Source organism: Acetobacterium carbinolicum (genome assembly GCF_047456275.1).
Classification (GTDB): Bacteria; Bacillota; Clostridia; order Eubacteriales; family Eubacteriaceae; genus Acetobacterium; species Acetobacterium carbinolicum.
In genome coordinates this window covers 2,693,240-2,713,777 of the sequence record NZ_CP173357.1, presented here as the reverse complement: position 1 = coordinate 2,713,777, position 20,538 = coordinate 2,693,240, and the positions used below count along the sequence as shown (strand labels likewise).

16 protein-coding genes are annotated in these 20,538 nt (G+C 45.7%); 11 read left to right on the top strand and 5 right to left on the bottom strand.

Going from position 1 to position 20,538, the window contains the following annotated elements; genetic code table 11:
• The first annotated feature begins 7 nt into the window (after positions 1-7).
• Together ACIZ62_RS12555 and ACIZ62_RS12550 are read left to right on the top strand one after the other, a co-directional pair.
• Positions 8-2,119 (top strand): cellulose biosynthesis cyclic di-GMP-binding regulatory protein BcsB, encoded by a 2,112-nt coding sequence (locus ACIZ62_RS12555; RefSeq protein ID WP_414150266.1) that lies wholly within the window; start codon positions 8-10, stop codon positions 2,117-2,119.
• Positions 2,116-2,979: a GGDEF domain-containing protein gene (locus ACIZ62_RS12550; RefSeq protein ID WP_414150265.1), complete on the top strand. Its 864-nt coding sequence runs from the start codon at positions 2,116-2,118 to the stop codon at positions 2,977-2,979. Before ACIZ62_RS12555 ends, ACIZ62_RS12550 begins: the two co-directional genes overlap by 4 nt.
• 72 nt (positions 2,980-3,051) lie before the next feature.
• Here ACIZ62_RS12550 and wecB read toward each other — a convergent pair whose 3' ends face one another.
• The 5 genes from wecB to coaBC form a co-directional block, all read right to left on the bottom strand.
• Positions 3,052-4,167: a non-hydrolyzing UDP-N-acetylglucosamine 2-epimerase gene (gene wecB / locus ACIZ62_RS12545; RefSeq protein WP_414150264.1), complete on the bottom strand. Its 1,116-nt coding sequence runs from the start codon at positions 4,165-4,167 to the stop codon at positions 3,052-3,054.
• A 301-nt stretch (positions 4,168-4,468) separates the two neighbouring features.
• Positions 4,469-5,629, bottom strand: a complete 1,161-nt coding sequence (locus tag ACIZ62_RS12540; protein WP_414150263.1) for a hypothetical protein — start codon at positions 5,627-5,629, stop codon at positions 4,469-4,471.
• A complete protein-coding gene (locus ACIZ62_RS12535; RefSeq protein WP_414150262.1) occupies positions 5,613-6,095 on the bottom strand; it encodes a threonine/serine exporter family protein in 483 nt (160 codons plus the stop codon). Before ACIZ62_RS12535 ends, ACIZ62_RS12540 begins: the two co-directional genes overlap by 17 nt.
• A gap of 1 nt (position 6,096) precedes the next feature.
• Positions 6,097-6,861, bottom strand: a complete 765-nt coding sequence (locus tag ACIZ62_RS12530) for a threonine/serine exporter family protein (RefSeq protein ID WP_111889452.1) — start codon at positions 6,859-6,861, stop codon at positions 6,097-6,099.
• Positions 6,861-8,060: a bifunctional phosphopantothenoylcysteine decarboxylase/phosphopantothenate--cysteine ligase CoaBC gene (coaBC, locus tag ACIZ62_RS12525; RefSeq protein WP_414150261.1), complete on the bottom strand. Its 1,200-nt coding sequence runs from the start codon at positions 8,058-8,060 to the stop codon at positions 6,861-6,863. Before coaBC ends, ACIZ62_RS12530 begins: the two co-directional genes overlap by 1 nt.
• Before the next feature lie 172 nt (positions 8,061-8,232).
• On the opposite strand from coaBC, the gene ACIZ62_RS12520 reads away from it, so the two are divergent.
• The 9 genes from ACIZ62_RS12520 (at position 8,233) to ilvD (ending at position 20,512) form a co-directional block, all read left to right on the top strand.
• The gene (locus ACIZ62_RS12520; RefSeq protein ID WP_414150260.1) at positions 8,233-8,868 is read left to right on the top strand and encodes an ECF transporter S component; all 636 of its coding nucleotides are present in this window, start codon (positions 8,233-8,235) and stop codon (positions 8,866-8,868) included.
• A 439-nt stretch (positions 8,869-9,307) separates the two neighbouring features.
• Positions 9,308-11,071 (top strand): bifunctional metallophosphatase/5'-nucleotidase, encoded by a 1,764-nt coding sequence (locus ACIZ62_RS12515; protein WP_414150259.1) that lies wholly within the window; start codon positions 9,308-9,310, stop codon positions 11,069-11,071.
• 203 nt (positions 11,072-11,274) lie between these two features.
• A complete protein-coding gene (locus ACIZ62_RS12510) occupies positions 11,275-11,754 on the top strand; it encodes a nucleoside deaminase (RefSeq protein ID WP_414150258.1) in 480 nt (159 codons plus the stop codon).
• Positions 11,747-12,883 (top strand): DUF362 domain-containing protein, encoded by a 1,137-nt coding sequence (locus ACIZ62_RS12505; protein ID WP_414150257.1) that lies wholly within the window; start codon positions 11,747-11,749, stop codon positions 12,881-12,883. Before ACIZ62_RS12510 ends, ACIZ62_RS12505 begins: the two co-directional genes overlap by 8 nt.
• A gap of 505 nt (positions 12,884-13,388) precedes the next feature.
• A complete protein-coding gene (gene ilvC / locus ACIZ62_RS12500; protein WP_111889456.1) occupies positions 13,389-14,381 on the top strand; it encodes a ketol-acid reductoisomerase in 993 nt (330 codons plus the stop codon).
• 86 nt (positions 14,382-14,467) lie between these two features.
• The gene (locus ACIZ62_RS12495; protein WP_414150256.1) at positions 14,468-16,021 is read left to right on the top strand and encodes a 2-isopropylmalate synthase; all 1,554 of its coding nucleotides are present in this window, start codon (positions 14,468-14,470) and stop codon (positions 16,019-16,021) included.
• Between the two features lie 18 nt (positions 16,022-16,039).
• Entirely contained in the window at positions 16,040-17,623 is a 1,584-nt protein-coding gene (cimA, locus tag ACIZ62_RS12490) for a citramalate synthase (RefSeq protein WP_111889458.1), read from the top strand.
• 85 nt (positions 17,624-17,708) lie between these two features.
• On the top strand, positions 17,709-18,770 hold the full coding sequence (gene leuB, locus ACIZ62_RS12485; RefSeq protein WP_322519428.1) for a 3-isopropylmalate dehydrogenase: 1,062 nt from the start codon (positions 17,709-17,711) through the stop codon (positions 18,768-18,770).
• Positions 18,771-18,847: 77 nt separating this feature from the next.
• Positions 18,848-20,512 carry a dihydroxy-acid dehydratase gene (gene ilvD, locus ACIZ62_RS12480; protein WP_414150255.1) on the top strand — a complete coding sequence of 555 codons (1,665 nt, stop codon included), beginning with the start codon at positions 18,848-18,850 and terminating at the stop codon, positions 20,510-20,512.
• Positions 20,513-20,538 lie beyond the last annotated feature (26 nt).

The window sequence follows — 20,538 nt, the reverse complement described above, 5'->3', positions numbered from 1 at the left end:
GGAGAACATGAAACGATTAAGTATCACAATAATTTTGCTGAGCTCACTGCTGGTGATCCTGATTCAGCCCGCTGCTGCGGTAAACTATGGCGGGGTACCCCAGACCGATGGTCGGACTGAATCCCGAACCCTTGAGACTAATTTTTTAGATTATTCCATGAAGGGTCTTTTTTCAACAACAGAACAAACTTTCTGGATTGCCAAAGACTGGGATGTGGAAACGGTGTTGCTGCATCTGGAATACCGGGCCACCCAATTGGCGGATACCCAGTTGTCCAGCTTGACAGTGGCCATTAACGGGACTTATTTTTATTCTTTGCGTCCCACCGACAACTCCGGAAATCGTCATGGCATCGATATCTATGTACCGCTGGAGTCGCTCCAGCAGGGCTACAATATTATTAAAATCGATGGTTATATGCGAACTCAGGAAGCCCAACCCTGTGTGGATGATGTTAGTGAGGCCAACTGGTTGGACATTTATAAAGAATCAACGATTGCGGTAAGGTTTGACAAAAACACCTTTATCACCAACATTGAATCTTTCTACAATCGTTTTTTTGAAGTGGATGCTCTGAAATATGGGGAATCGGCATTTGTTCTTTCAGATGCCGACAATCCGGCCGAACTAAATGCAGCGCTTTTGGGAATCTCCGGGATATCCAATCAGACCATTTACCCTGACGGTTATTTTCCGATCTTAAAATTGAGTGATCCAGCGGGAAATCAACTAGAAAACAGAATTGTCATTGCCAGGTACGATCAACTGCCTGATAATTATCGCGATCAGGCAGACCAGAATGGGCTTAATGATGAAGATGCCTTGCTGGTTCTGATCAATGAAGGATCAGGAACAAATACCCTGATGATCACCGCTAAAAATGATATCGCTCTGATCAATGCTGGTCGGATGTTGGGAAATTCGACCTTGATGAATCAATTGCAGTCAACTGTAAAACTGATAGGAAAAATCGAAGACGTTAAAACCGAGGTGTACACTGCCGAAACTTATATCAATTTTACCGGTGCCAAAGGAACCGATTACAACGGACCCTTTCATCAGGTCAAGGAGTTTGCCATCAACTATCCTTTAAATCGAAGCCTGACTAACGCCAGCGAATTTTATCTGAGTTATCGGTATTCGGAAAACCTGGACTTTGACCGGTCATTGATGACGGTTTATATTAACGATATTCCCGTCGGCAGCAGAAAGTTATCCCAGCATAAGGCCGGGGGCGATGAAGCGACCATTCCCATTCCTACTGATATTGATATTGGTGGTGCCTTCACGGTAAAAGTGGCTTTTGATCTAGAAATAAAGGATCTCTGGTGCAGTTTGCGTCAGGGCGATATGCCCTGGGCTTACCTTACTCCTGGAACAATGTTAAAAATCAACTCCGTGGCCAGTCAGGATCTGATTTTTGAAAACTATCCATCGCCCTTTGTGACAGATTACAGTTACAATGCACTCAGTCTGGTCGTCCCAAATCAGATCGATGGGGAAACGGCCAAACTACTGGCAAAAATGTTTCGGGTAATGGGACGCTACACCAAAGGGAATACTGGGGATCTCGCCGTGTTTTATCCCGGGGAATTGAATGAGGCGGTACTATCCACTAATATTATTGCAGTGGGAACCGAAGACAGTAACAGCTTTATAAGGAGTAATAACGATAAGTTATATTTCCGATTGACCGAAGAGGGTACCAGTTTCTTATCCAATGAAAAACTGGTCATCGACCCGACCTATGGTAAAACCCTTGGTTCAGTACAGTTGCTTGGTTCATTGTATAATAAACCGGGCCGGGCCAGTCTGATGGTGGTGGCACCTAATCAGACGGGCCTGGCGGCGATTGGTAATAATTTGGGCGAACTAAAGAACCTCGGTAAACTCTCAGGCGATGCGGTTTTGGCAGATGCGAATGGCAATGTGCTAAGCTATCGCTTTAAAGCACCCCAAAATCCCACTATTGCAGTAGTCGAGCAAATTGCTGTGAGCCAGGACGCCCAGATATTTCTGGTAGTCAGCATCATGGTTCTGATTTTGCTGGCAGTGGGACTGATCATGGTTGTCCGCAAGAATGGGCTTGAACTAAAGAAGGGCGGGTGGCGAAAATGAAAAATAGAGATCAGGTTTTATCCGATCTGGGGATTGTTTTTTTTCTGGTATTAACTTTTGTTACCATCACCTTTACAGCCCAGGATTCAGCCCATTATATAAAGAATTTAGTAATGCTTAATATCAGTTTTCTGGTTATTCTGATTACCTATTTCAGTAACATAACCCTGGGTCTGGTTACCAATGGCATCGTGCTTTTTTTCTACCTCTCCTATACGATCGTTTTGGTGTTGGTAAATGGCGAACCACTGACTGCCTCATCCTATTTTTGGATTGTACTGCTGCCGCTGTACACCTATGTGGTCAGCTTGATGACGGGGAGAAATCGGGCCCTGCAAAATCGGGTTAAAGAGTTAGAAGATGAAAATGTCAGTTTGTCTACAGTTGATCCAGATACCGGGCTGCGGAATTTTCGGACTCTGATCAGTGATGCCAAAATTTTTATCGGTATGTCAAAACGGGGGCAGATAGAGTTATCGCTGATGATGATAAAATTCCGCCATTATAAAGAAATCAAACGTATTCTGGGAGAAGAACGGCTACCGCTGTTTATCCGTCAGATGACCGAGGTGATGCATCGTAGTCTGAGAGCAGAAGATACCCTCTATCTGGTCGAAAAAGACGATATCACCTTTGGTCTGTTTTTGATCACTGATTCGGTGGGGACAAAAATTGTCGAAAATCGGATCAGGAATCATATGAAAACCGAAGAGTTTTATACTATCACAGCACCTTACGAGGTAGAAATTGATCTGAAAATCGGTGTTTTTCATTGTGATGAATGTAAAACGGGTGAAGCAGTTTCGCCGCTGGAATTTATTGAAAAAGCTAGAAAAGAAATGGAATATGATGTTGGTTAAGGTTCAGAAATAAAAAAACCGGGCAGATTGTCTTAAATCACAATCGGCCCGGTTTTTTTAGTGGTTTAGGGTCTAAAAATAATTAGCGATGGCTGCACAGACCCGCTGGGCTGCTTGACCGTCACCATAGGGGTTAACGGCATGAGCCATGGTTTGGTAAGCTTCGCGGTCATCCAGCAGATGCTGAGCGATGCGGATGATTTCGTTTTTATCAACACCGCCCATGACGACCGTGCCGGCGGCGACGGCTTCAGGGCGCTCAGTTTCGTGGCGTAGCACGATCACTGGTTTGCCCAGTGCCGGGGCTTCCTCTTGAATGCCACCGGAATCCGTAAGAACCAAGTAGGCGCGGCCCATCAGGTTGGACATTTCGCCGTAATCCAGGGGCGCCAGAATATGAACCCGATCAAGATCAGCAAGGAGCGGCAAGGCTGTTTCGGCAATCAGCGGATTGGGATGCATGGGAAAGACCACTTCAATATCCGAATTGGTCAGAACCAGTTCGCGGATAGCTGAGAAGATCTGCTCCATCGGCGCACCGATATTCTCCCGGCGGTGAGAGGTCAATAAGATCACCCGCTTATTTTTGTAGTCAATGGTGTTAAGAATGGGGTTTTCAAAATGGTAGCTCTCTGTTACAGTCATTAATAAAGCATCGATAACCGTATTCCCGGTAATCACAATTTGGGTCTTTGAAATATCTTCCCGGATCAGATTATCCCGATTGCCGGTGGTGGGAGAAAAATGCAGGTCTCCTAACTGGCTGATGAGGGTCCGATTCATTTCTTCCGGGTAAGGGGAGTATTTATTTTTAGTCCGCAAACCGGCTTCTACATGGCCAATCGGGATCTGTTCATAAAAAGCAGACAGGGCTGCGGCAAAAGCAGTGGTGGTATCGCCATGAACCAGAATCATATCCGGGGACTCGGCTACCAATATCGGTTTCAGCTCGTTGAGAATACTGGCGGTAAGATAGGAAAGGGTCTGGCCGGGCTTCATCAGGTTTAAATCATAATCCGCGGTGATGTCAAAAAGATTTAGCACCTGATCGAGCATTTCCCGGTGCTGGGCAGTCAGGGTTACTAGGGTCTGGAAACGAGGATCTTTTTTTAAAGCAATTACCAAAGGCGCCATTTTGATGGCTTCCGGCCGGGTTCCAAAAAGAATCATAATTTTTATTTTTCTCATGGTTACTCACTTTCTTCCTGTTCTAATCTATCGATTTTTAGCGAGCGAGTGGGAGTCGCTGAAATATAAAAAAAGCTAAAGTAGTACCGACAATTGTTATCTCATGTTGTACGCATCGGAGCGGACACGGCAAAGCCTGTCCGATTCTTCGCGAAGGCAACGAGCCAATCATTAGCTTGCTTATAGTTGGCGACTGCCCGCGACCAATGCGAAAGGAGCAAAGCGGATTTCGCATGGCGTGGCGAACAACAGATTAACAATTGGTCGGTACGGAAGCGTTAGGGAATCCTGGTGCGTGTGATCATTTATTATAAACCAGACCCAGCAGGGCCTGCAGGTTATCATAGGAGTAAGCGTTATCGTTGTAGCCGAAACCGCCATAGAAAGGACTTGTCTGATCGGCATTCTGATGTTTTTTAAGCTGTGTCAAAGCGTGCTCAGTTAAACGATCATTCCCCAGTGCAGCACCAATCTGAGCGGCAATGCCGTAAGCGGCAGAAGATTCCTGGGTATCCAGGGCAGCTCCGGTTTGGGGATCATAATTAGAATAAAGAGTGCCGCTGATAATTTTTTCTTCCAGCCAGTAAAGGGATTGGGGGGAATAAAGGCCAACTTCAGCCAGATTTTGCATCACCATCAGGCTATCGAGAATATTGACCTTTCCGCCTGTATTGCGATATGTTCCCTTTTGCGGATCATAGCTTTTATAGTAGAGGGGCAATGTTTCGCTAATAAAGCTACCCAGCAGAATCTGCTGATTTATTTCGACTGCCTCAGCGGTTTCAAGACGGGCAGCCGCTAGGGTTTGGATGGCAGCAAGATTTAAATAGGCCACCTCCACGGTTTTATCCTCGGTGGGGCTGCCGGCGCTGTAGTAATTGACCAGATAACCATTTTGAAATCCCTTTGTTGGTAACTGACTTTCCAGCGTTTCAAAGATTTTCGTAGCAGAATCATTAAGCGGCCATTTTTTTTTTGCCTGGGTCAGGGTTTGGTAAATCCGCAGGTCGTCGATGGTCGCCGAAACATCGGTAATCAGATCGCCGTTTTCAACAATACGCCACAACAAAATAGCATCGATGATCAGATGAGTTTGGATATAATCGGCGGTTTCATCAAAAAGCGGTTGATTTTCGGTTAATCGGGCATATTCCAATAGTAGACCCATCGATTCGGAAAGAATTTCATGACCGGTAGATAAGTCTCCGATTTGGCTTGTGCTCTGATAATTGGTATAAATGCCACCCTGTGGAGAGGTTAGTTGATTATCGATAAAAGTTTGACAAGCCAAAGTTTGAGGGGAAAGCGGGCTAACAACTGGTGACAGGGGGGCAGATTCAAGCGTTTTATAGTCAGCCATTTTAGTATTATCCTCGCTGGGGTGGGGATAACAACCCCAAATTGCAACTATCAAAGCAACCAGCACAACTAAAATAAAAAATAGTCTAAGTTTTTTTCCCATATTTTAACTTCTTTCCTATTTTTGATCGACCTTTTAGCATCACCTTACGCACCAGATTAACGGTTGAAGAGACCATAATAATGCCCACCGCCAATGCGCCGGAAATCAGCATGGTATGAACGCCGGTGGAGATACCAAGATCAATCTCGCCGTTAATGAAATAGAGCATCGTATAGTAGATGCCGCCCCCGGGAACCAGGGGAATCAGGGCCACGGCCAGAAAAATCGTGGTTGGTGATTTAGTTAAGCGGGCCAGTACTTCGGCATAAAGGGAGATCGCAATGGTTGCCAGTAGATAGGGAAGGACATCATTAGTAATAACTAGTTGAAAAATTACGTAAACCAGTTGTCCCAGCATCCCCCCGAAGGCTGAAAGCAGCAGTTTATTTCGGGGGATATTAAACACAATGGCAAAGGCCAGGGATGCCCCAAAGGCATATAAGCAAGGAGTAAGATAATCCATCATTTCAACCTCCCCAGAATGGTCGTAATAAACTTAAAGGTACAGCTACTCCAGAGGCAATGGCGGCACCAATGAGCAGCGCTTCAACACCCTTGGCCAGTCCGGAAAGATAGTCACCGGCAATGATATCCCGGATCGAATTGGTGATCGCCAGCCCGGGCACCAGGGTCATAATAGAGCCAATAATAATAGTATCCATATTGCTTGTAAATCCCAAGCCCAAAGCTGCTAGAGCAACGGTTGAGGCAATCAGACCACCGACAATATGGGTGAAAAAAATGTTGGCCTGAAAGCGACGCATGGTATCCATTTGCAGCTTTATTCCTAATCCAATGACAAACCCCACGCAGCTATCCATAAAACTTCCCCCAAAAAAAAGCGTGAACATTTGGGAAATAAAGGCAAAAGCTAAGACGTGAAGATAATAAGGATAAGAAGGGATGGTATCAATGCGTTTAATTTCGGCCACCAGTTTTTTATAATTGGTGGGTTCATAAGAGATTTGCCGGGATAAATGATTGAGTTCAGATACCTTGGTCAAATCGATTTTTCGGGAATGAATCCGACGGGTCCGGGTCAGGGGGACTTCGCCTTCCAGGGTAACAGAGATGATAATGGTGGTCGGCACAACGAAAATTTCTGCCTCTTTGGCACCAAGGGCAAGACAGATCCGATGCATCGATTCTTCCACCCGATAGGTTTCAGCACCGTTGGCAAGGAGGATAACCCCCATTTCCATAGCAACATGACTCAGTTGGGTAATCGTCATTACAGTTCATCCACGATCGCATCGAGAACCCGGTGTGCCACCGCATCCTTGGATAAGAGCGGAAGTGCTTCAGTTTTTTCAAGGGTCATTATGGTTACCCGATTGGTAGGGGTATTAAAACCGGCTCCTTTTTCTTTTAAATTATTAGCTACCATCATATTCACGTTTTTGAAACATAGTTTTTCTCGGGTATTTTCGATCATATTTTCCGTTTCCATCGAAAAGCCACAGATAAACTGATCGGAACGTTTCTTTTCGCCGATGGTTTTTAAAATATCAATGGTTGGAGTCAGGTTAATTACCGGTTGTCCGTCCCGTTTTTTTATTTTTTGGGTGGCTACTTCGGTCGGCTTGAAATCGGCAACAGCGGCAGCTTTAATGACAATATCAGTTGCTTCAAAATGATCCATCACCTGGGAGCACATTTCACTGGCGGTCACAACCGGGATAAGGTTGACAAAGGCTGGTGGGGTGAGAGACGTTTTGCCGCTGATAAGGGTTACTTCGGCACCCCGGAGCATGGCCGCCTGGGCCAGAGCATAACCCATTTTACCGCTGGAATGATTGGTAATATAGCGCACTGGATCGATGGCTTCGCAGGTTGGTCCGGCAGTAATGATAATTTTTTTTTCTTTGAGATCATGGAAAAAGGCAATTTCCCGGAGAATATGATCGATTAGTAATTTTTCATCCGGTAGTTTTCCGGCCCCCACATCCTTGCAGGCCAGCATGCCGACAGCGGGATCGATGATCTTGTAATCCAGCTTTTTTAAGCTTTTTAGATTATTCTGGACAATCGGGTTTTCGTACATGGCGGTATTCATAGCCGGGGCAATGAGTTTGGGACAGTGACAGGCCATGATGGTGGTGGTGAGCATATCATCGGCAATTCCAGCATTGATTTTACCGATGACATTGGCCGAAGCCGGTGCCACCATAAAAAGATCGGCCCGTTTGGCCAGACTAATATGGGCCACGTCATAACGGATATTGCGGTCAAAGGTATCAACAATACACTTATTACCAGTTAAACTCTCAAAGACCAGGGGGGCGATAAATTCCTGGGCGTTTTTTGTCATCATAACCTGAACATCACAACCCATTTTGGTCAGGCTGCTGGCTACATTGGCCATTTTATAAGCGGCGATGCTTCCAGTAATACCCAGAATAACGGTTTTATTTCTTAATATATTTTTCATCGGTTTTCCTTTTCCAACTGTTTTCATTTATTTTCATAATCATTATACCAAATCCGAGGGTCAGGAGTAAATATAAGTTTTAAATGAATTTTTTATTGAATTTAAGTAAAAAAGGCGTTAAAATAAAGATGCATTGTATCCGGCGTGACTGGAACGATAGCGGGAGGTAAATATGAAAAATCCAAAGACCAACGATTTGGTCAAACTATCCTTTTTTGTGGCGATTATCGTCTTGTTGGCAGTAACACCGTTTCTTGGCTATATTCCTTTGGGATTTACCCGAGCCACCATTATTCACATCCCCGTCATTATTGGCAGCATTATGTTAGGACCATTTTATGGCGCCTTTTTGGGCTTTGTTTTTGGGCTGACCAGCTTAATCAACAATACCTTTAATCCCACAGTGACATCTTTTGTGTTTACTCCGTTTTATTCCCTGGGAACCTACTCTGGTAATTTCTGGAGTTTAGTGATTTGTTTTGTACCCAGAATTCTTGTTGGTGTGGTACCCCATTATGTCTATCGGGGAATGAAAAAAGTAAAAAGTAATGATGTTATGGCTCTTGGTTTTGCCGGTGTTGCAGGATCATTGACCAACACTCTTTTAGTAATGAATTTTATTTATCTATTCTTTGGACAAAGTTATGCTGAAGTTAAAGATGTGGCTGTTTCGACCCTGTATGGGGTGATTCTTTCGGTAATTGCTATTAACGGCATCCCGGAAGCCATTGTGGCGGGTATTCTCACCACTGCGATCTGCAAGGCACTATTGCGATATACTGGCAAATCGGTCCTGCATATAGAATAAATAGTCTTAATCAATTCGGTGAAATAGACATCTCCAAACTATTCAAAAGTAATTTAATCTGACTTATGTTTTTATTACCCATGATTTGACGGCGATTACTTATTTTTGTGATACGGTTCTCTTTCTTTACGAAGGCAAGGTAGTGGAGCAATGTCCGGTTAAAGAAATCGGGCAGGTTAATAATCCTTATTCAAAAAAATTGCTCTACTCGATACTATTAGAGGATGCCTAATCCAGCGAATTCAGCGTGTAGGGTAACTCATAAAGACTAAATAAGGCTCACAAACAGATGCTAACGGCATCTGTTTGTGAGCCTTTGTTTATAATCTATTTAGTTGATCTCTTTTAGCAGTTGTACTTTTTATTTTTTGCTAAAAGAGATATAATAAAAAAAGATATCAATAAAGTGAAATCAAAGATAAAATTAAGGAGTGTACCCATGAAAAACTGGAAAAAAGAACTAAGCCTGGTGGTGATGCTACTGCTTGTGTTTACTTGTTTTGGAACAACAGCCCTGGCAGCAACGGTCAATGATGATCAGACCATCACCCTGAGGATTGTCCACACCAATGATATTCATTCCCGTTACATGTATAGTACCCAAAACAATACCCTTGGTTTTGCCAAACTAAAAACCATCATCAATCAGAAAAGTCCCGATCTTGTTGTTGATGCCGGGGATATTTTTCATGGACAGTCCTTTGCCACGATTGAAACCGGTGGTTCCATTGCAGAGCTGATGGCCGCAGTGGGCTATGATGCGATGGCACCGGGGAATCACGATTTTAATTATGGCAGCGCTCGGCTGCTGGAACTGGCTACCATGGCCAATACTAGAATTCTGGGCAGTAACGTGACGTACAGCGACGCGGGGAATCCCTTCTTTAGTGACGACTATTTAATCAAAGAAATAGTCGCCGATGGCGGAGTGATTAAAATTGGTGTGTTTGGGCTGATCAGCCCGGATATCTATTCGGATACGGCCCCGGCCAATGTGGCCGGACTGAGCTTCGGCACGCAGGAATCGGTGATTGCCAATGCCAGGCAGAATGTGGCGACGCTGGATGCACAAGGGTGTGATGTGATTGTCGCCCTGACCCACATCGGGGATTCAGATAACGGGACCTTAATGCGCAGTGATGCCATTGCCGAGGGTGCGCCGGGAATCGATGTGATTGTCGATGGCCATACCCATGATGTCGAAAACCGAGAAGTCAATGGCACCCTGATTGTTCAAACCGGCTGTTTCTTTAGTGCGGTCGGTGAGGTTGAGATCATCCTGAATGCAAATGATGAACAGCCTGATCCCGAGGATGTCAGCTATTCTATTTTAGATCAAACCGCCAGCTTGACAACGGTAGCTCAGGCAACAGATGAGCTCATTCCGGCTGATCCGATCGTGGCGGCTCTAACGGCAGAAATTGAAGCCCGGGAAGACCCGATTAAGAAACAGGTAGTGGGAAATACCCCGGTAAAACTGGGTGGTACCACTGATAATATCTGGCAGGATATCCGGTTGGGTGAGCTGAATCTGGGCAGAGCTCTGTCTGATAGTTACCGTTTTATCACCGGTGCTGATATCGCAGTTGAAAATGCCGGAGGAATCCGGGCATTAATTCCTGCCGGGGATATTAATAAGGGTCAGGTTATTGACGTACTGCCTTTTGGCAATTATCTGGTGACCAAGTCGGTGACTGGTGCTGATCTTAAAAAAATGCTGGAAACCAGTATTGAAATCGGCATTAATAACCAGATTGCCAACGACAAGAATGATAATTCCTGGCCCAGTAATAGTGGTAGCTATCTGCAATGGAGCGGCATCACCGCCCAGTATGATTTAACTAAAACGATGGGCGAGCGGGTCTTTTCGGCTCAGGTTGGTGGCACGGATTTAGAACCAAACCATTACTACACCATCGCCTGCAATAACTATCTGGCCACCAGCAGCGACTACCCGGGTTTACAGGATGCCGCTGTCATCAATGAGTATTCGGCCTGTGATGAAGCATTTATCAGTTATCTACAAAATGCCGGTGCGGACCGTTTTATGGTGGCCATCAATACCCCTAACGTTACCGCTGGAATAACGCCTCAACCGGCGCCCAATCCTCAACCGGTGCAAAAACAGTCAGCCAATAATCCCCGAACCGGCTATGGACAATGGGGCTGGGGGTTGATAGTCCGATCAGTCTTTCGCTTCTGATTTTGTGAATTGTTATTTATAAGCTACTATATATCATAAGATTAACGTTTGCGGGCGGGTACTACCCGCCCCTACAGGATAATGCATGACTTTTTTGTACAAGTTAAACCCCTTCAGTTTGTAGGGGCGGTTATCAACCGCCCGCAACGTTGTCTGAAGACATTGTTTGCCAGGCAGGTTCGCCTTGCCTTTTAATAAAGGAGGTGATATCGATCAACAAAAAAAACAACCTCCAGAAAATCATGGCTGTGGCGATTGAGACTGCAAAAGCAGGGGCGGCCCAGGGCGAGGTTCCGATCGGAGCGGTGCTGGTTTGCGAGGGCAGAATCATTGCCCGGGCCCATAATCAAAAAGAATGCCTGGCGGATCCCACTGCCCATGCCGAGATGTTGGTAATCCGGGCCGCGGCAAAAAAACTCAGGCGCTGGCGGCTGGATGATTGCCAGCTCTATGTCACTGCCGAACCCTGTGTGATGTGTATGGGAGCCATTATTCAGGCTCGAATTCCCATGCTGGTTTATGGTGCTACCGAAAAGAAATTCGGAGGCGTGGAGTCCACAGCCCGGCTGGGACAACACCCGATGCTCCCCAAAAATATGGAAATCTATGCCGGAATCTGCGAACAGGTATGTGAAGAATTATTAAAAGATTTTTTTGAGAATAGGAGAAATAAAGATGCGTAACAAATCAAAGGTGTATTTTACAACCTTACGGACAACTGGTTCTAACAATATCTTAAAAAAGCTGGAAAAACTTGTCACCGCCGCGGGCATGACCGACATCGATTTTGAAAACAAATTTGCGGCCATTAAGATTCATCTGGGTGAACCGGGAAACCTGGCTTATCTCAGACCGAATTATGCCAAAGTCATTGTCGATATGGTTAAAGAAAAAGGCGGGAAACCCTTTCTCACCGATTGTAATACCCTTTATGTGGGACGACGAAAAGATGCTCTGGAACACCTGGATGCGGCCTACGAGAATGGCTACAACCCTTTTGTTACGGGGTGTCATGTCATTATTGGCGATGGTCTGAAAGGAACTGATGACATTGAGGTGCCACTTACAGGCGGCGAATGTGTGACTTCAGCTAAAATCGGCCGGGCTATTATGGATGCGGATGTTTTTATTTCGATGACCCATTTCAAGGGGCATGAAAGTACCGGCTTTGGTGGCGTATTGAAAAACATTGGCATGGGATGCGGTTCCCGGCGGGGAAAAATGGAAATGCATTCCAGCAGTAAACCCTTTGTTAAGGAAAAGAAGTGTCGAAGTTGTGAAATGTGTGGCAAGATCTGTGCGGTTGCGGCTATTTCATATCGACAGGCGGATGGCAAAGCCAGCATCAATCACGATATCTGTGTGGGCTGCGGCCGCTGTATCGGGGTCTGTCCTTTTGATGCCATCTCACCTAAATACGATGAAAGCAATGATATCCTAAATAAAAAAATCGCCGAGTATACCAAGGCTGTGGTAGACGGCCGTCCCCAGTTCCATATCAGTTTTGTGATCGATGTTTCGCCTAACTGTGACTGTCACGTCGAGAACGATCTACCAATCATTCAGGATGTTGGTATCTTCGCATCGATGGATCCGGTAGCACTGGATATGGCCTGTGCGGATGCCTGTAACAAGGCCCGGATTCTTAGGGGTAGCTATGCTGAAGAACGGATTGTCGAAAATGAATTTCAAAATCTGTTGGAACTGGATGTATTCACTTTGGTTCACCCGGAGACAAACTGGAAGGTCAGTGTTGATCATGCTGTCAAGCTGGGTCTGGGTAATAAGGAATATGAGATCACAGAGGTATAAGTGCTGCTTTTATAAAGGTTTAAACTAGAAACCGATATCATTATTTCTTTCCTATTTTGTGATTGACAAAGGCAAAATAAATAGATATAATGACTAAAATAATTAAATAAAGTAACGGCTATGACCAAGAGAAAGATACCAAAGATTGTATTTAAGAGAGTTGGAGGATGGTGTAATTCCAATAGTACGATGGTATGTAATACTCACTTGCGAGCTGCCAACCTGAAAATTTACCCAATTAGTAGGAAAGGCCGTAATCCCGTCCGGGATGTCAACGTTAAATGACTATGGTTAGGTTCGCCTTGCGTTCAGACCAGAAGAGGAAATAATTGTGAAATTATTTTAATTTTAGAGTGGTACCGTGGATACTTATATCCGCCTCTGTTTTTTTACAGAGGCGGATTTTTTTAGTTTCGCATATGATAAAGAAGGTATATAATGGTCACATCAAGTGAATTTATATAATGATTAAACTATTAAAACATTTCAAGGAGGAAATTAAAAAATGGCAAAACTATTTTATGACACAGATTGTAATCTGGGGTTACTCGATGGAAAAACAGTTGCAATTATTGGATATGGAAGTCAGGGACATGCCCATGCACTAAACTTAAAAGAATCAGGTGTGAATGTTATTGTTGGTCTTTATGAAGGCAGCAAATCCTGGCCAATTGCTGAAGCAGCAGGACTCAAAGTTATGACCGCAGCTGAGGCCACAAAAGCAGCGGATATCGTCATGATTCTTCTTCCCGATGAAAGACAGGCAGCGATCTATAAAGAAAGCATTTTACCAAACCTTGAAGCTGGCAACAGCCTTGTTTTTGCTCATGGTTTCAATATTCATTACGGCCAGATCATTCCCCCTGCTGATGTCAATGTCTTTATGATCGCACCAAAGGGACCAGGACACACAGTCAGAAGTCAATATCAGGAAGGCCGAGGGGTTCCCTGCCTGATTGCAGTTTATCAGGATCCATCAGGCAATACTCATGATCTGGGATTAGCTTATGCTTCCGGAATCGGCGGCGGTCGTGCCGGCATCCTTGAAACAACGTTCAAAGAAGAAACCGAAACTGACCTTTTTGGTGAACAAGCAGTTCTTTGCGGCGGTGTAACGGCCCTGATGAAAGCTGGTTTTGATACCCTGGTAGAAGCCGGATACCAACCAGAAAGCGCCTATTTTGAATGTGTTCACGAAATGAAACTGATCATCGATTTAGTAGTTCAGGGTGGACTCGGTTATATGCGTTATTCGATCAGTGACACCGCTGAATATGGCGATTACATTACGGGTAGCAAAATTATCACTGAAGACACCAAAAAAGCCATGAAGGGTGTTCTTAATGATATTCAAGATGGTACCTTTGCCCGTAACTGGATCCTTGAAAACCAGGCTAACCGACCATACTTCAATGCCGTCAGACGGATTGAAACAGAAACTCAGGTTGAAAAAGTTGGCGCTGAATTACGAACCATGATGTCCTGGATTAAAAAATAACATTTCAACATAACAGACTTAAAAAAGGCAGAAGACCTTCTGCCTTTTTTTAAAACAAAAAAACAAAATAATTAGGAGGAGATGCAATGAGCAGAATCGTAAAGATATTTGATACCACCCTTCGAGATGGGGAACAGTCACCGGGTTGCAGTATGAACCTGAAAGAAAAATTAGAGATGGCGAAACAACTCGAACGTCTGAGAATTGACGTCATTGAAGCCGGATTTGCCATTGCATCGCCTGGTGATTTTGAGTCGGTTCAGTTGGTTGCTAATGAGATTAAAAATGCCACCGTGGCCAGTTTGGCCCGCAGTACGGAAAAAGATATAAGCACCGCCTATGAGGCGTTAAAAGGCGCCGTTAACCCCCGAATTCATTATTTTTTGGCGACCTCGGATATTCACATGGAGTACAAGCTGCGGATGTCACCGGAAGCGGTGCTGGAAAAAGCCATCGCAATGGGAAAATTCGCCAGAAATCTTTGCGGTGAGGTCGAGTTTTCTGCTGAAGACGCCTCCAGAACCCGGCCGGAGTTTTTATACCGGGTCTTAGAAGGGGTTATCAATCAGGGGGTTACCATTGTTAACGTCCCGGATACGGTGGGTTATACTACCCCCGGTGAATATTTTAAGTTTATTGAGGGCATCCGCAACAACGTCCCCAATATTGACAAGGCGACTATTTCGGTTCATGTTCATGATGATTTAGGTTTGGGTGTGGCCAACTCCTTAGCTGCCATTCAGGCCGGTGCCGGCCAGGTAGAGTGTACGGTTAACGGGATCGGCGAACGGGCAGGTAATGCAGCGCTGGAAGAAATTGTGATGGCACTAAAAACCCGTCATGATGTTTACCAGGTGGATACCAATATCGATACCACTCAAATCTATCGCTCCAGTCGTTTATTATCTAAGCTTACTGGGGTTCGGGTACAGCCGAATAAAGCCATTGTCGGCGAAAATGCCTTTGCCCACGAATCGGGAATCCATCAACATGGAATGATGGCCAATAAAGAAACCTATGAAATCATGACGCCGGAATCGATCGGCTTAAAAGAAAATAAAATGGTGCTGGGTAAACACTCCGGTAAGCATGCTTTTGTGGATAAACTGACGTCCCTGGGCTATACCTTAAACGACGAAGAAGTTCTGGATTTATTCAGTCAGTTTAAGGTTCTGGCGGATAAGAAAAAAGTCATTTCTGATAAAGATATTCTGGCTTTGGTGGAACAAAAACAATTGGCGATTCCGGAAGTTTATTCCCTGGACCGTTTTGTCATTAGTACCGGGAACACCATTTCCACCGCCGCGACCATCAGGCTTCGGAAAAATGGTGATCTCATCGAAGGGGTATCGCTGGCTGACGGACCGATTAGTGCCGGGTTTAAAGCCATTAGCGAATTAGTCGACTGTGATCTGACCCTGATTGATTATGGGGTTACTGCCGTTACTGACGGAACTGACGCTCAGGGCGAAGCTCAGGTGAAAATATCTGACGGCACCAATGTCTACCATGGTCGGGGACTGAGTACCGACATCATCGATGCCAGTTTAAAAGCTTATGTGGACGCTGTCAACCAGATGCACTATATAAAAGACAGCCAAAGTAAAGAAAGTAAGGAACAAGAAAGTAAGAATTCGTGATAAGGGAGGGAAACTAAAATGTCAGAAAAAATATTGGTCTTTGATTCAACACTCAGAGACGGGGCTCAGGCCGAGGGAATCTCTTTCTCAGTTGAAGACAAAATCCGCGTGGTGGAAACGCTGGATAAAATGGGGATTGATTATATTGAAGCCGGAAACCCCGGTTCGAATCCAAAAGACATTGAGTTTTTTAATCGGATTAAAGGTATCCAATTAAAACATGCTAAGCTGGTGGCCTTTGGCAGCACTAGACGGGGCGGCATTGCTGTAGAGGATGATGCCAATCTAAGGGCAATCCTGGAAACAGAGACCCCGGGGGTAGCCATCTTTGGTAAAAGCTGGACCTTCCACATCACGGATATTATTAAAACGACGCTGGCCGAAAATCTGAAAATGATCGAAGAAACAATGGCCTATTTAAAGGCTCAGGGCAAAGACGTGACCTTTGATGCCGAGCATTTTTTTGATGGTTATAAAAATGATCCGGCCTATGCCATCGAAGCCCTGCTGGCAGCCCAGCAAGGGGGAGCCGATTGTCTGGCTCTCTGCGATACCAACGGTGGTACCCTGACGCATGAAATTCAGGAAATTGTCACCGATGTGAAAAAGAAGTTAAAAATTCCGCTGGGGATTCATTGCCATAATGACAGCGGTCTGGCCGTGGCTAACTCACTGATGGCTGTTCATGCTGGGGCCCGTCAGGTTCAGGGAACCTTCCTGGGCTATGGTGAACGCTGTGGAAATGCCAATCTGGCGACCATCATTCCAAATCTTCAGCTAAAAATGGGCTTTCACTGTCTGGCGGATGCTGAACTTGCAAAGCTGACATCTTCTGCGATTCGGATTGCCGAGATTTCTAACTATGCTCTTACTGGGCGCGAACCTTTTGTGGGGAAATCAGCCTTTGCCCACAAGGGTGGCATGCATATTGATGCGGTTATGAAGAACCCGGCTTCCTTCGAGCATGTCTCACCAGAGGCGGTGGGAAATGAACGACGGATTTTAATGTCCGAGGTTTCTGGTCGCAGTACGATCATTCAGCTGATGAACGAAGTAGACCCGAGTCTGACCAAGAAATCCAAAGAAACCACGCGCGTGATGGATCGCATTAAAGAGTTGGAGTACCAGGGGTATCAGTTTGAAGGCGCCGAAAGCAGCATCAAGCTTCTGATTCGCAAGGAACTGGGGCTGCACAAGCCGTTCTTCACGCTAGAAGATTTTAAAACTATCGGGGAACAGACCCACACCAAGGATGCTCTCAGTTCCTCCGCCGTGGTAAAAATCAATGTCGATGGTCAATCGGAAATCAATGCCGCCGAAGGCGACGGCCCGGTCAATGCCCTCGATAAGGCGCTTAGAAAAGCGCTGGAAGTTTTTTATCCAAAAATCAGCGAGGTGCGCCTCACCGACTTTAAAGTTCGGGTCATCGATTCAAAGTCCGCTACCGCCTCCAAGGTTCGGGTTTTAATTGAGAGTTCCGACGGGGTCGATATCTGGACCAATGTCGGAGTTTCTACCGATATTATTGAAGCTAGTCTGATCGCTCTGATCGACTCGATTGAGTACAAGTTGTTAAATGATGAGGAACGGGAGCAATATTAGACAAAACGATTCGTATCGTTTTGTCGGGGCGGTTATTAACCGCCCGCAAATGCCTAAAAATACGTAAACATAATAAGGAGAACAAATGGATTATAAAATAGCTGTAATTCCCGGAGACGGAATCGGCCCTGAAATTGTCGGGGCCAGTATCAAGGTTTTAGATAAAATTGCCGAAAAGTTCAACCACACCTTTAACTATACCGAAGTGTTGGCCGGTGGTGCTGCCATAGATGCCTGTGATAACCCGTTGCCTCAGGAAACTGTGGACATCTGTTTAGACAGCGATGCCGTTTTACTAGGGGCCCTGGGTGGACCAAAGTGGGACAATCTTCCCGGTGACAAACGACCAGAAGCCGGTTTGTTGGGCCTGCGAAAAAGCCTGGGCCTTTATGCTAATCTGAGACCAGCCATCCTTTATGAAGAATTAAAAGCCGCTTGTCCCTTAAAACCGGAAATCATTGGCGAAGGCCTCGACATTATGGTGGTTCGGGAGCTGACCGGAGATGTTTATTTTGGTGAAAAAGGCCGGGACGGCGATTTTGCGGCTTGGGATATCATGAAATACACCCGGCCGGAAGTTTTGCGGATTGCCAAAAAAGCCTTTGAAATTGCCATGAAGCGTGATAAAAAAGTAACCAATGTGGATAAAGCTAATGTTCTGGAAGTTTCCCGTTTCTGGAGAAGCTGTGTCGAAGAAGTGGCCAAGGATTATCCCGAGGTCGAACTAAACCATTTATATGTTGATAATGCTGCCATGCAACTGGTTATCAACCCCAAACAGTTTGATGTCATTGTTACAGGTAACCTTTTTGGTGATATCTTATCTGACGAGGCCAGCATGATTACCGGTTCGATCGGAATGCTGCCATCAGCCAGTATGGCCGATGGCAAATTCGGAATGTTTGAACCCATCCATGGTTCCGCTCCGGATATTGCGAATCAGGACAAGGCCAACCCCATTGCGACGATCGTATCCGTGGCGATGATGTTGCGTTACTCCCTGGATCTGATTGCCGAAGCCGATGCCATCGAAGCTGCTGTAAAAAAAACCCTGGCTCAAGGCTATCGCACCGGTGATATCTTCTCAGCCGGGATGGCCCTGGTAGGCACCACTCAAATGGGTCAAAAAATTATCGATAATTTATAAAAGACTTATGGTTTGTAGGGGCGGTTATTAACCACCCGCAAACGACAAGATCAAAACCACAAAAGAAAGGATATCAAATGAAAAGTGATCGTGTAAAAAAAGGCGTCGAAACGACTCCCCAGCGTTCTTTATTTAAAGCTATGGGTTATATCGACGAAGAACTGGAGCAACCCTTAATCGGTGTAGTCAATTCCTTTAATGAAATCATTCCTGGACATATTCATTTAAATACCATTACTAAAGCTGTCAAAGAAGGGGTACGGATGGCTGGGGGAACCCCCATCGAATTTCCAGCCATCGGCGTTTGCGATGGGATTGCAATGGGTCATGTGGGGATGAAATACTCGTTGGCGTCCCGGGAACTGATTGCCGATTCAATTGAAGTCATGGCCACTGCTCATTCTCTTGATGCGCTGGTTTTGATTCCCAACTGCGATAAGGTTGTTCCCGGCATGCTGATGGCGGCAGCGCGGATCAATATTCCCGCTGTAATCGTCAGTGGTGGGCCAATGCTTACCGGTAAAGCGGTCGGACAAAAGGACACGGACTTAAATACCGCCTTTGAAGCGGTGGGAGCTTTTAATGCCGGCAAAATTGATGAAAAAGAGCTTAAATCCTTTGAAGATTCTGTTTGCCCCGGCTGTGGTTCCTGCTCTGGGATGTTTACTGCCAACAGCATGAACTGCCTGACCGAAGTGTTGGGGATGGGTCTGCCTGGCAACGGCACCATTCCCGCTGTTTTTGCTGAACGGGTGCGGCTAGCTAAAAAAGCCGGGATTCAGGTGATGGAAATGTGGAAACGGGATATTAAACCCCAGGATATAATGACGGATGCAAACTTTAGAAATGCCCTGGCCTGCGATATGGCCCTGGGTTGTTCCACCAACAGTATCCTCCATCTACCAGCCATCGCTAACGAAGCTGGGGTCTGCATTGATCTTCAGGAAGTCAACGAGATTTCTGCCAAAACTCCGCATCTGTGCAAGCTGGCACCAGCCGGAAATCACCATCTGGAAGACTTGTACTATGCCGGTGGCATTCAGGCTGTGATGAAAACGCTGGCCGATGCCAATCTGATTGATACCAGCCTGATGACAGTAACCGGCAAAACAATTGCTGAAAACTTGATCGGTGTCTTTAATAAAAACCCGGAGGTTATTCGACCTTTGGAAAACCCCTATAGCCTTACCGGTGGTCTGGCCGTGCTCTTTGGTAACCTGGCCCCAGACGGCGGCGTGGTAAAACAAGGGGCGGTAGCGCCGGAGATGCTAAAACATGAAGGCCCAGCCCGGGTGTTTAACTCTGAAGAAGAAGCGACGAGCGCCATTAAAGCCGGCAAAATTGTAGCTGGTGATGTGGTGATTATCCGCTATGAAGGTCCTAAAGGCGGCCCGGGAATGCGGGAAATGCTGTTCCCAACCTCCGCTATTGCTGGTATGGGCTTAGATAAAGAGGTGGCCTTAATCACCGACGGCCGTTTCTCTGGAGCTACCCGCGGTGCCTGCATCGGACATGTCTCCCCTGAAGCCGCCGCCGGCGGCACCATCGGCCTGATCGAAGAAGGGGATATTATTGCCATTGATATTGTCAATCGTTCCCTTGCTGTAAAGGTGGATGATGCCGTGCTGGCCAAGCGTAAAGCGGCCTGGGTTCCACTGGAACCAAAAATAAAAACCGGCTATCTGTCCCGCTACGCCAGACTGGTAACTTCGGCCTCCACCGGTGCCGTCTTTGAAAAATAAACAATCAATGTTTTATATAAAGGGTT

Coding starts and splice junctions, on each gene's coding strand:
- ACIZ62_RS12550 (WP_414150265.1), top strand. CDS start 2,116: ATGAAAAATAGAGATCAGGTTTTATCCGATCTGGGGATTGTTTTTTTT.
- ACIZ62_RS12515 (WP_414150259.1), top strand. CDS start 9,308: ATGAAAAACTGGAAAAAAGAACTAAGCCTGGTGGTGATGCTACTGCTT.
- ACIZ62_RS12505 (WP_414150257.1), top strand. CDS start 11,747: ATGCGTAACAAATCAAAGGTGTATTTTACAACCTTACGGACAACTGGT.
- ACIZ62_RS12540 (WP_414150263.1), bottom strand. CDS start 5,629: ATGGGAAAAAAACTTAGACTATTTTTTATTTTAGTTGTGCTGGTTGCT.
- ACIZ62_RS12520 (WP_414150260.1), top strand. CDS start 8,233: ATGAAAAATCCAAAGACCAACGATTTGGTCAAACTATCCTTTTTTGTG.
- ACIZ62_RS12555 (WP_414150266.1), top strand. CDS start 8: ATGAAACGATTAAGTATCACAATAATTTTGCTGAGCTCACTGCTGGTG.
- ACIZ62_RS12535 (WP_414150262.1), bottom strand. CDS start 6,095: ATGATGGATTATCTTACTCCTTGCTTATATGCCTTTGGGGCATCCCTG.
- coaBC (WP_414150261.1), bottom strand. CDS start 8,060: ATGAAAAATATATTAAGAAATAAAACCGTTATTCTGGGTATTACTGGA.
- ACIZ62_RS12495 (WP_414150256.1), top strand. CDS start 14,468: ATGAGCAGAATCGTAAAGATATTTGATACCACCCTTCGAGATGGGGAA.
- ACIZ62_RS12530 (WP_111889452.1), bottom strand. CDS start 6,861: ATGACGATTACCCAACTGAGTCATGTTGCTATGGAAATGGGGGTTATC.
- ilvD (WP_414150255.1), top strand. CDS start 18,848: ATGAAAAGTGATCGTGTAAAAAAAGGCGTCGAAACGACTCCCCAGCGT.
- wecB (WP_414150264.1), bottom strand. CDS start 4,167: ATGAGAAAAATAAAAATTATGATTCTTTTTGGAACCCGGCCGGAAGCC.
- ilvC (WP_111889456.1), top strand. CDS start 13,389: ATGGCAAAACTATTTTATGACACAGATTGTAATCTGGGGTTACTCGAT.
- leuB (WP_322519428.1), top strand. CDS start 17,709: ATGGATTATAAAATAGCTGTAATTCCCGGAGACGGAATCGGCCCTGAA.
- cimA (WP_111889458.1), top strand. CDS start 16,040: ATGTCAGAAAAAATATTGGTCTTTGATTCAACACTCAGAGACGGGGCT.